Below are 11,865 nucleotides of genomic sequence, written 5' to 3'. Positions count from 1 at the left end.
CGATGGACGTTACCAAAAAGAATTTACTCATCCTTCATCTTACTGTATTTGTTTGGGGCTTTACGGGCGTGCTCGGGAAATTAATTTCTATCGATGCAGTACCTATGGTTTGGTACCGGGTACTGATTGCTGCAGCTACACTTTTTGCGTGGTTTTTAATCACCAAAAAGAACATTAAGATCACTAAAAAACAGTTCATCCAATTCTTTTTAACTGGCGGAATTGTTGCCATTCACTGGATATTTTTCTTTCATGCCATTAAGGTCTCCACTGTTTCGGTAACCCTGGTCTGCCTCTCCTCCTTTACTTTATTTACCGCAATTTTAGAACCGCTGATCAAAAAACAACCGATACAAATGGGCGATATTTTAATCGGTTTACTCATCATATTGGGCATATACATGATCTTTAAATTTGAAGGTCAATATACTTTGGGAATTATTTTTGGTTTGCTGGCGGCAGTCGCATCAAGTCTTTTTTCAACAATAAATTCTACTTTGGTACAAAAAAGTGAACCTTCCATCATCAGTTTTTACGAGCTTGTTGGTGCGCTTTTCTGGATCACTTTGTACCGTTTATATGATGGAACACTGTTACACACAGCATTCAACTTAAGTGCTAAAAACTGGTTCTTTCTTATTCTTCTTGGCACACTTTGTACATCCGTTGCTTATGTTGCAGGTGTTGCAGTAATGAGAACTTTATCGGCTTTTAGAGTGGCATTAATTACCAATCTGGAACCTGTATACGGAATAGTATTAGCCTTCGTTTTCTTTCAAAGCAAAGAGCAAATGACAGGTGGATTTTATATTGGCGCAACTATCATACTGGCCTCTATTTTTCTCTATCCGATCTACAAAAAGAGAAAGAATCAACTGTAAATACAATCTAGATAAATTCAAATTTTCTTTAGAAACTATACCTGCAGAAAGGACGGTTTCAGTTGTACCTATTAAAGGCGCATATTTTTTATCTGGGTAGATCAACTCAAATTTTCTCCATTAAATTTCCAGATAAAGATTAGATAAAAGCGAAATTAACAAGTTTATCAAAATTACTCATCACCACCCTTTAGTTCACATCATAAAAGCTTCCAGCTCGCCTTACATAGAGATGCAAAAGTTAATAATTAAAAGCAGCGAACGAGCATCTAAGACATTAGGAATCTAATGCCTGAGGTCTACTATATGGTTAAACTTATTAAGCCATCAGAATAAAAACGAAAGCTTTAAATGAGGAGAATTACGGCTTAAAAAAATGTAATCTATCCGGGAGTGAAAGATCAAAAATAAACATGGTTCACAACCATGTGAATTACTTCGGAAACAGAAAAAGCCCATGCAAAAGCATACCTAAATCGAGATGAATCACCATGCCAAGTTTATTGAGCGAATTAATATTTTTAAGTTAAAATTTACGAATCACCAGGCGGGATTCCAGCACCATCCCTTACATATTTCAGTCAAAAGAAGAAGATACATAACGCAGTAACAAGATCAGGAAAAAACGAACAAAGCTTATATAAACAGCTTCAAATCCGATGCTACAATACAAGTTTAAGGATCGATTCTTAGACTTGAGAAACAAAGAATTTCTTGCTAGAATGCGTTGAAGCATTGGCCAATCAAAATGTTTAATTCGAGGTCATAATTGGCGTTAATAAAAACGAAGATCCTGAATAAAAAATTGATAAAAACGATAGCCATTTCAAAGCCAAAATAGCAGTCTGACTGTAAGCTTTTCCTCGGGTTATTACCAAGCTATTTCAGCAAAAAATAAGTCTATAAAAAAGCAAAAACAGAAACCAACAATTTTTAAAAAAAATACTCAAAAACTGAATAATTAAAAGCATTCAAAACTGCAACAAAAAGTTGATTTAAAGCTCCATAAAATAGGACTAAAACAACCAAAAAAAAAGACTAAAATTTATGTTCAAAATCGATACCAGATGCAAGGTATTTTTTATTCAGATTTCATATAACGATGAGTTACCAAACCACAAGTTAACCAAGATATCTTATCTAAGCTATCCTAGCCTTCAGTCCAGAATTTTTTCAATCACGATAAAAACTTGGTAAAGGAGTACAAAAAGATAAGGCATTTTACAGTTAATCAACATAAAAATATTGGCAAAAATCACAGCTGTAAACCTAATTTTCAGCATACTTTTCACCATACAAAGGAGAAAAGCCATCAATTTTGAATTTCAATTGGGGAAAGCCTAAAAACGCAAAAAACCTCATTTAAACACCAAAAAACACAATTTTTAAGCAAAAACAAAAATTACTCTAAAGTATTTCGAAAACACCGTTATTCACGAATATCGCCGGGAAATTGCATTATAAGGCCAAATTATTACAGATTTCGGGGTTCAAAACCTCAAAAAAATATACAATTCCGAGCGCTGAGATTAAATTTAAAGCAAGAAATCGAGGTTAAAAATTAGACTTAAAGCTGTATTAAACCCACAATTAACGGCGACATTACCAGCATTTCAACGGCATCATATCCATTAGAGCTGAGCAACTAATACGAAGAGCAAGAAGAAATATCACCAAAGTACTCCTCAAGCAATTGCTAAAAAATAAAGACATTTTGTCATAACAATCTAATCTGAAATATCTAGGTGGATTTTTAACAGGCAGTTTACGACATACATTTTGCTTCAAAACATTACAGACAAAACGCAATTTCTAAGCAGGTTTTCGCACGCTTAACGTAAATTTTAAAGCAGATAATCCTGACCAAAACGCTAGCCATTCTTACAGTATTAAAAGTCAAAAAGCATCGATGAGCATTACAAAATCCAGCTGCATTTTAAGCTATTCCTGAGCCTGATCGAATTCTAAAGAACTATACAAAATTTAAAAAAGGCAATAAAATTTTCAAAGAAAATCGATTAATAAGTGTAAATTAAATCAATAAAGTTAATGCGATTAAAAATGTTGAGAGAAGCCTTAATCAACAATAAAATTCATTAAAAAATAAAGGCAAAATCAACAAATTAAGAATTTATATAAAATTCATTAATATTTAAAAATCAATAACTTAAATAATTTTATATAAATTAAATATTCACAAAAATCAACACTTGCAAATTTTAAAAAACTAAATATTTTAGCAAATAATTTAGATGAATTTAAACCCATCAAACAAAATACTAATTATCAAGTATTTAAGTGTAATCACTTTAAGTTTCACATCACTATCAGTTTTTGGGCAGATTTTCAGTACTGCGCAAAACCCACTTAGTGTAAAATGGAACTATATTTATTCAGGTGGCTTTAAAATCATCTATCCGCAAGAACTGGAGAAAGAAGCCCAAAGAATGGCCAACACCCTACCCTTTATCTACCCTAAAATAGGACTGGGATTAAGGCAGCAAAAAACCGCTATTCCGCTCCTACTCCAGAACCGCGGAACGGTAGCAAATGGCTTTGTACAGCTCGCGCCCAAGAAGTCTGAATTCTATACCACTCCACCTCAGTCTTTCGACAGCCAGGATTGGCTAAACAACCTCGCCGTTCATGAACTTAGGCACATTGCCCAGTTTGACAAATTGACAGGAACGCAAGCACATCCCTTTCCTGAACTGGTATACTTCGCTTATTTCGGTGCGGGCATCCCTACCTGGTTTTTCGAAGGTGATGCAGTGGTTAACGAAACTGCTTTGACTAATTCGGGCAGAGGCAGACAGCCCAACTGGATCATGCCATACCGGGCTTCAATTTTGGAGGGCAAAAAAATCTCTTACAGTAAAGCCTATTTCGGTTCGAACAAAGACGTTACTCCCGGCTATTACCAAACCGGATATTTGATGGTATCGGATATGAAAGAAAAATATGGGCAGTTCATTTCCGACAGCCTACTTAGCGACATTAAAAAAAGGCCGGTAAGGCTGTACCCCTTTTCGCAGAGCTTAAAAAAATTCACAAAGCAAAATTCCAGATCGTACTTTCTATCCACCCAAGATAAGCTTACTGAAAGATGGAAAATACAGCAAGAAAAATCCATTACAGAAAGCTATGAAAGTTTAAATAAAAAACCAGATTTAGCCACGGATTATTTCCTTCCTGTCCGGCTAAATAAAACCCAGGTTTTAGCCCTCAAAGAAAGCAAGACGGATGCACGATATTTTGCAATTATTAACGAGGATAAATCGGAGCAAAAATTATTCGGAATTGGTTACCAGGAACAGCCTTGGTTCAGCTTAAAAAACAACCTTTTGGTTTGGGATGAAATACGCTACGATCCGCGCTACAAACAACGGAGTTATAGCGTAATCTGTTCGTATAATTTAAAGACTAAAGAATTCAAAAAATTAAGCAGCAAAAGCAGGCTCTTCTCGCCCAGCCTTTCTAATGATGGAAAGAAAATCATCGTTTCAAAAGTGGAGCTGAACAATCAGTTCAACCTGGTTGAGTTAGACGCCAGCTCAGGAAAAATTTTAAAGACCTACCCTAACCTTGAAAACGAAATCCTGCAAACACCTTCCTTCGATCAATCAGGAAATAAGGTTGCCTATATTGGCGTAAATGAAAAAGGAAAAAGTTTATGGTTGATTGACGGAGAAAAAAAATCGCAGCTGATTTCGAATAGCCGACAACAGTTAAGCCGACCGGTTTTCATTAACGACAAAATTGTTTTCAATGCACACTTTAATGGCATCGACAATATCTACAGTATCGATCCTGATTCGAAAAAAATAAATGCACTCAGTGCCTCCAAGTATGGGGCCTTTAACCCTAGCGAAACCGCTGATGGAAAAATCATTTTTAACAGTTATAAAATCAACGGTTACGAAATTGCAGAGGCAGCATTATCCGAAAAACCTATAGGCGAAAATAACTTTGTCGATTTTTCGGCTGCTGCAGAAAAACAGGAAAACGTGGGGAATGTTTTCGATAAGGTTCCCGACAGCACCTACCAAACTAAGCGCTACCATCAGGCTTTAAATCTTTTCAGTTTCCACAGCATTATCCCCGTAATCGACAACGAATATGTTTTCGGTCTGGAGCTGCAATCGAACAATCTGCTCAACACCATGGACTTTTATACAGGTGCAAAATACCACCGCGATTTAAAACGTTTTGAGTACACCGCAGATATTAGCTACAAGGCACTTTATCCTGTATTTAGTGTATTGTATCGCAACCGTCCGAAAAGAACGTTCTACAGGACTAAAAACGCGGTACAACAAGGCGACTGGAGAGAGAATTATATCAAGCTTAATGCATCGGTCCCGCTATCGTTTAATATGCGCAATGAGAACTATGCTTTCACTTTAAATGCAGCAACCAGTTTTACTCAAAGGTACATGCCAGAAAATATGCCAACCGGTTTTATACGGGAGCTTAAATTTCCGATGGAATACAACTTTACTTTCAACCACAGTGTGCGCACTACCGAAAGAGATATTGCCCCCAAGTGGGCACAAGTGTTTAGGGCAACTTACAATCACCAACCATTTGACAAAAATTTAAAAGGAGAAATCTTAGCACTCGAAAGTTTCCTTTACTTTCCTGGCTTTGCCAAAAACCATTCTTTTTTAGCGAGCTTCAATTACCAAAAAGCAAGTGGGGTAAATCAGTACGCAACCGAGATTGCAACTGTTTATGGGTACAACAATATTTTAGCGAAAAATGCATTACAAAACAGTCTGCTTTTCAACTACCGTTTTCCCTTTGCTTTTCCGGATTGGGAGCTGGGCCCTTTAGCTTACATCAGAAATTTTAGGGCGGGTTTGTTTTGCCATTACGAGAACATTGGAAAGGGCACAACCTTTAACGATCCGAAAACTTATGGTGTAGAATTAAACACGAGTGTAAACCTTTTGCGCTATCAGCCTGTTGTAGATTTAGGAGCAAGATTGGTTTTTGTTAATCAGATTTACAATCAAAATCCGATATTAGAGTTTTCATTTAATTATAGCTTTTAAAACCATGAGCGCAAAAACAATCTCCATCATTATTTTAACCGCATTATTAACGGCCTTCTTATTTTTAAATAGTGACGAGGTGCCATTTAACTTTATCGTTGCAAATGACGTTCAGGTATCAAAATTGATAGTTATTGGCGTTTGCATCATCATCGGTTTTATTATCGGCTTTGTGGTGGGTCGCCCGAGAAAAACAGTGAGCAGTTATGATGATGAGATTGAAAGGAATCAACCGGTTTCGAATAAAAAAGAATTGAGCGACGAGGATAGAGATTATATTAGCTAGGGCCAGGATTAAATAGGATTATAAGATTTCAAGATCTTCGCGCTTCAAAATTTCGGATCATGATGTTTCAGCATTATAAGATTTCAGGATCATCGTGCTTCAAGATTCCAGATCATGATGTTTCCAATATTATTAATTTCAGAATCATTGCGCTTCAGGATTTCAGGATCATAGTGTTTAAGTATTATTGCACTTTAGGATTATATAGTTTATCTTAGTTCACAAGAGAATCCCTATTTCTTACAGTAAATTTTAATTTATTAATATGAAATATGGCGATTTAACAGGCCGAATTATTGGGTGTGCAATGAAAGTCCACTCTTTTCTAGGTTCAGGTTTTCAAGAAAAGATTTATCAAAAAGCCTTGGGTATCGAAATGAGGATAGAGAAATTATCCTACAAGGAAGAAATGACAATGAATATTTTTTATCGTGATATAAAAATTGGATATAGAAGGGTAGATTTTTTTGTTGAAAATACAATTATGTTAGAATTGAAAGCTGTATCAGAATTAAATGACGCACATCTAGCGCAAGCGATTAATTACCTTGAAGCATATAAACTGCCTGTAGGATTGTTAATCAATTTTGGAAGTAGGAGCTTAACTTTTAAAAGAGTTTATAATACGAAGCATCCGGATAACAAGAGACATGACTAGTATGATCTGAGAATGGCAAGACTTAAGTATCTAAATAATGCATGAAGAATATATATGTCAGGACTAATGTGATTTAGGGATGGTAAGATTTAGATGCTGATAAGAAGTGAATTTTATGAGCCCTGATCTTGAAATCCTATCATCTTAAAAATCCTAGCTTATCGAGGTCATGATCTCACCATATAACAACCCGCTACCTCCTCCATAATGCTGGATAATTTTCAGGTCTGGCCTTAAGGCGAGAAGCTTATTTTTCAGCTCAGATTCTGATTCCTGATCGATTCCATTTCCAAGTAAAACCAAGTCAATGTGTTGTTCTTTACAAATGGAAATGGCTTCTTCATTTTTACAAACACACAAACCCTTCCATTCGGGCCTGGCATTTAACAGTCGGTTCATTACTGCGGTAATTTCTGTATCCCGACCGATATAAAGTATAGTAGTTTGCATAATTTTAAGTTTAAGAAATATCGTTGTACTTAAATAAAATCGTCATTTCGACTGGAGCACCGATCTTGCATCGGTAGCGAAATGGAGAAATATTTGGTCTCTACTCCAAGATTTCTCCACCACGGTCGAAATGACGATTCTTCTAATTAATTCAGTTCCATTGGAACGTCCATCAATAAAACCTCTGCATCTGCAGTATTGGCTTTAAAACTAATGCTATCAGTATCCCAAACGCCTAATCCATCTCTTTTGCTCAACACTTGTCCGTTTATGGTTACTTCGCCACTGATTACGAAAGCATAAACACCGTTTCCAGCTTTCTTGATTTTGTATACTGTTTCAAAACCTTCATCAAACTTACCTAATGAAAACCAGGCATCCTGATGGATCCATACGCCGGCATCATCAGCGTTTGGCGATAAAATCTGCTGGAAGTTATTGTGCCTTGCTGCAACATCTAAAGTTTGCTGATCGTAACGTGGTGTAACATTTTTCTGGTTCGGAAATAACCAGATCTGCAATAAATTTAACTGCTCATCTGCATTTGCATTAAACTCGCTGTGGCTAACACCTGTTCCGGCACTCATTACCTGGATTTCTCCATTTTTAATTACGGCCGAATTACCCATACTATCTTTGTGTGCAATTGCACCAGCTAATGGAATGGTAATAATTTCCATATTATCGTGTGGGTGCGAGCCAAAGCCCATTCCACCATCAATACTGTCGTCATTTAAAACCCTTAAAACGCCGAAGTGCATCCTTTCTGGATTGTAGTAATTAGCAAAACTGAATGAATGGTGTGCATCTAACCAACCATGATTAGCATGGCCTCTGGTGTTTTCTTTGTGCAAAATAAACTGTGACATAAATTTCCTTTCTTGTTTATGATACAAATTTACTGTAGCGAATTTTGTTAGACATTGATGTAGGGTAAGAAAGTTTAGCGCGACGCGTTTAGCGTGGGGCGTTTGGCGGTAAGCGGTTTAAAACCTGATGCACTAAAGCCCGTGCTTTGCCAGTACGGCATCGCTATTAAGCTCTCTCAAGGCATCTAAAGCTACCCAGTTTGCTTTTTTGTTGTTTTGAGCAAGGATATTGTTTGCGGTTTGGATGGCATGCTCATGCAGGAAAACATTTCGTTTGCCAATCTGCCTTAATGCCCAGTTTGCGGCCTTTTTAACAAAATTCCGGTTATCGTAAGCCTCCCTTTCGATAATTGGAAGAAAACTTAAAAAAGTTTCGTTGGCTTCTTTTTTAAGGTGTACAGCTGCCTCGGCCATCAGCACAAAGCCGGTACGTTTCACAAATTCGGCTTCAGCTTTGGCAAACTCAAAAGCTTTCGACTTAAAATAAGGCGTTTTAACGAAAAGATTTCCGCAAGCCTGGTCACATATATCCCAGGAACTAAAATCATTCGTCCATGCATTTATTTGCGCTTCTCCCACTTCTTTATAATCACCTATAAAGGTTGCTAAAAGCCGAGCTTCATGAAATCCAGTCTCCCAAAGCAGTAAAGACAGTTCCTGGTTTTTACCAATCTGTTTGGCCAGCTTGCGGATTTTGGGTACGCGAATACCAAAAGCCTTAGAAATATCGATCCCAAAATGAGCCATTTTCACTAAATACTCAGGCTCACTGATGGATTTTAATTCGGCAAGGACAAAATCTAGATCATTCATCATAATACGAATTTAGTTTTTTTGAAAGATTTCCGAAGTCTGGACAAAACAATTTGGACTACCATAACATAACCAATCCTTAACACCGTTTCGGTTTTAAATTTACACCGATCTTTTAAACTTGTTTAAATTTAACCATACAATCAACCTTTTAAAACCCATGCAAAAAAACATCATTTGGATGCTATTAGCACCTTGCCTATTCGCATTTTCCTGCAAAAAGAACAAATTGCCTGAAGAGAACCTCTACACAACAAACCAAAAGAAAAACACCATGTTGGCCACTGCCGCAGAAACCAGTGCTGCTGTAAGTGTAAATGCCTACACGAATACATCAAGCTACATCAGCGCGGGTTTTTCATTTTTAAACCCAACACAAATTGACAAAAACCGCCAGGCCATTGGTGGCAGTGCTTACACTGAGGTATATGGCTTTAATGTTCCTGAAGAGAATAGAGTTAGAGGTATAAGATGGAATGAAGATGATGAAACCACATCAATATGGCGCCCACAGGGAATTGCCGGTTTCTCCAGAAATGGTGTACGCTATTTATTGGTAAGCTGGTATGCCAAAGATGCTGCAGAGAGCAAAGGATCGAGAATCACGCTGATTGATATAAGCCCAAGTTCGAGCACTTATTTAACTTACCGGCATATATTATTGGTACAGCCTACCCTTCCAACCGGCACAGTGGATTATACGCAATATGGCGCTTACGCCCCTTTAAATGTGCATGCAGGTGGAGTAGCTTATTTTAATGGTAAAGTTTATTTAAGCAGTACAAGTTTAGGATTAAGGGTATTCGATTTAGACAAAATTATTGAAGTGACTACAGGGACCGGCACTGATGATAAGTGCGGAAAAGATGCCAGCGGTAATCTTTATGCTTTTAATTACAGGTACATCCTTCCACAAATAGGTTATTATAAAATTAATGAGGCAAGTCCTTTTTCAACCGTACAGGTAAATTATGAGAACAACCAATTATGGACAGGGCAATATTACGCCGGCAGTGCAGATGCATCAATTGTACCTAAAATATTCGGGTTCCCGATAAACACATCGGGAGAATTGCAGAATTCGGGTATACAAACTGTGATTCCAAAAAACAGCCTATTTACTTCAGATCATGCGCATGGGATACAAGGCGTTTTTAGAAAAGGGAATAGAACCTGGCTTTCTTGCACTGGGTCGCCTAGCGAATCGTACGGATCAACCGCCCGCTTAGCAAGGTATACAGATGGTGATACGAATACTGTTCGATACAGGTGGCCATACGGCGCTGAATCGTTATATCTTGAAGCGCAATACGGGTATTTATGGAGCTTAACAGAATTTGAACCCAATGCCGGAGCTCAAAACGGCAGTCAGGTTAACCGTTGTATATTCGCGGTAGATTTTTCAAAATACGAATAGCAGCTTTAATCAAATAAAAAGAGGCTATATCATATTTTTAAATCTATCTCGCTGAGAAAATTCGTCATTTCGACTGAAGCGTAGCGAAATGGAGAAATCTTTTATCATAGTACAAAGATTTCTCCACTACGGTCGAAATGACGATATCATGCCTTAAGCCAATGCCTGTTCAATATCAGCTAAAATATCATTGATATGCTCTAAACCGATTGATAAACGGATGGAACCTTGCTCAATACCAACTTCGTTACGTTGTTCTTCGGTAAGTTTGCTGTGTGTACTGGTAGCAGGGTGTGTTGCAATTGAGCGGGTATCAGCCAAATTTGCTGAAATAGAGAACATTTGCAAACTGTTCATAAACTTACGTGCAGCATCTATACCGCCTTCAATCACAATGGTTACAATACCACCACCCTGTTTCATTTGCTTTTTGGCAATATCGTACTGCGGGTGTGATGGTAAAAACGGATATTTAACCAGTTTAATTTTCGGGTGTTTTTCTAAATATTCGGCAACTTTTAAAGCATTTTCGCAATGGCGGTCCATACGGATGGCCAGCGTTTCTAAACTCTTAGATAAAATCCATGCATTAAAAGGCGATAATGCCGGCCCACTGTGACGGGCAAAACCAATTACATCTGCGATTAAATCTTTGGTACCTAAAATAACGCCACCCAACACTCTTCCTTGCCCATCAATATATTTGGTAGCTGAGTGGATCGAAATGTGTGCACCATACTTAATCGGCTGTTGCAGATATGGTGTTGCAAAACAATTATCAATAACCAGTAATACATTGTGTTTTTTAGCCAGATCGCCCAAAAATTCAAGATCGATAATGTCGATACCTGGATTAGATGGCGTTTCCACAAAAATCATTTTGGTGTTGGGTTTAATCAAAGCTTCCCAATCCTGTGGTTTATCCAGATCGGCATAATCGAAAGTGATGCCCCAGTTAGAAAAAACATTGGTTAATAATTGATGTGTAGAACCAAAAACCGATCTGCTTGAAACCAAATGGTCGCCACTTTTTAAAAACGCACCAAATGTGGTAAAAATCGCGGCCATACCTGTTGCAGTGGCGAAACCATCTTCAGCCCCCTCTAAAAGGCACATTTTCTCTATAAACTCTGATGTATTTGGATTTGAATAACGGCTATATACATTCCCTTCCTTTTCGTTGGCAAACAAAGCACGCATTTCTTCCGCATCTTCAAACTTATAACTCGAAGTAAGGTAAATTGGCGAAGAATGCTCTTTGTGCAAACTGCGTTCGGTTTGAGTGCGTATAGCTATGGTTTCAAAATTTTCGGATTTCATTTTTAAGTATCAAGATTTTAGTATCAAGGGATAGGTATCAATATTTTAGTATCAAGATTTGAGTATCAAGTATCAAGATGTAGTGTGAGAATAAAATCGTCATTATAAATTTTA

Annotated in this window: 9 protein-coding genes; 5 read left to right on the top strand and 4 right to left on the bottom strand. The window is 37.3% G+C overall.

The annotated features are described in order from the left end of the window. Positions 1-2: 2 nt before the first annotated feature. The 4 genes from AC07VK_RS01660 (at position 3) to AC07VK_RS01645 (ending at position 6,882) form a co-directional block, all read left to right on the top strand. Entirely contained in the window at positions 3-881 is an 879-nt protein-coding gene (locus AC07VK_RS01660) for a DMT family transporter (RefSeq protein ID WP_492955826.1), read from the top strand. A 2,252-nt stretch (positions 882-3,133) separates the two neighbouring features. Next, a complete protein-coding gene (locus tag AC07VK_RS01655) occupies positions 3,134-5,938 on the top strand; it encodes a TolB family protein (protein WP_492957882.1) in 2,805 nt (934 codons plus the stop codon). A gap of 4 nt (positions 5,939-5,942) precedes the next feature. Further along, positions 5,943-6,224, top strand: a complete 282-nt coding sequence (locus AC07VK_RS01650) for a hypothetical protein (protein WP_492955824.1) — start codon at positions 5,943-5,945, stop codon at positions 6,222-6,224. Positions 6,225-6,489: 265 nt separating this feature from the next. After that, positions 6,490-6,882: a GxxExxY protein gene (locus AC07VK_RS01645; protein ID WP_426324896.1), complete on the top strand. Its 393-nt coding sequence runs from the start codon at positions 6,490-6,492 to the stop codon at positions 6,880-6,882. Positions 6,883-7,035: 153 nt separating this feature from the next. On the opposite strand, the gene AC07VK_RS01640 is transcribed toward AC07VK_RS01645, so the two are convergent. The 3 genes from AC07VK_RS01640 to AC07VK_RS01630 form a co-directional block, all read right to left on the bottom strand. Further along, positions 7,036-7,332: a hypothetical protein gene (locus AC07VK_RS01640; protein WP_492957881.1), complete on the bottom strand. Its 297-nt coding sequence runs from the start codon at positions 7,330-7,332 to the stop codon at positions 7,036-7,038. A gap of 146 nt (positions 7,333-7,478) precedes the next feature. After that, positions 7,479-8,201, bottom strand: a complete 723-nt coding sequence (locus AC07VK_RS01635) for a pirin family protein (protein ID WP_492957879.1) — start codon at positions 8,199-8,201, stop codon at positions 7,479-7,481. A gap of 132 nt (positions 8,202-8,333) precedes the next feature. Beyond that, positions 8,334-9,017, bottom strand: coding sequence for a DNA alkylation repair protein (locus AC07VK_RS01630; protein ID WP_492957877.1), 684 nt, complete (start codon positions 9,015-9,017; stop codon positions 8,334-8,336). Between the two features lie 157 nt (positions 9,018-9,174). On the opposite strand from AC07VK_RS01630, the gene AC07VK_RS01625 reads away from it, so the two are divergent. Further along, positions 9,175-10,431 carry a hypothetical protein gene (locus AC07VK_RS01625; protein WP_492957875.1) on the top strand — a complete coding sequence of 419 codons (1,257 nt, stop codon included), beginning with the start codon at positions 9,175-9,177 and terminating at the stop codon, positions 10,429-10,431. 153 nt (positions 10,432-10,584) lie between these two features. Here AC07VK_RS01625 and AC07VK_RS01620 read toward each other — a convergent pair whose 3' ends face one another. Then, positions 10,585-11,751: a trans-sulfuration enzyme family protein gene (locus tag AC07VK_RS01620; RefSeq protein WP_492957873.1), complete on the bottom strand. Its 1,167-nt coding sequence runs from the start codon at positions 11,749-11,751 to the stop codon at positions 10,585-10,587. Positions 11,752-11,865 lie beyond the last annotated feature (114 nt).

The sequence above is a fragment of the Pedobacter sp. GW821-FHT01D05 genome (assembly GCF_059422505.1).
The sequence above is the reverse complement of the archived record's forward strand: the minus strand, read 5'-3'. Positions and strand labels throughout refer to the sequence as shown.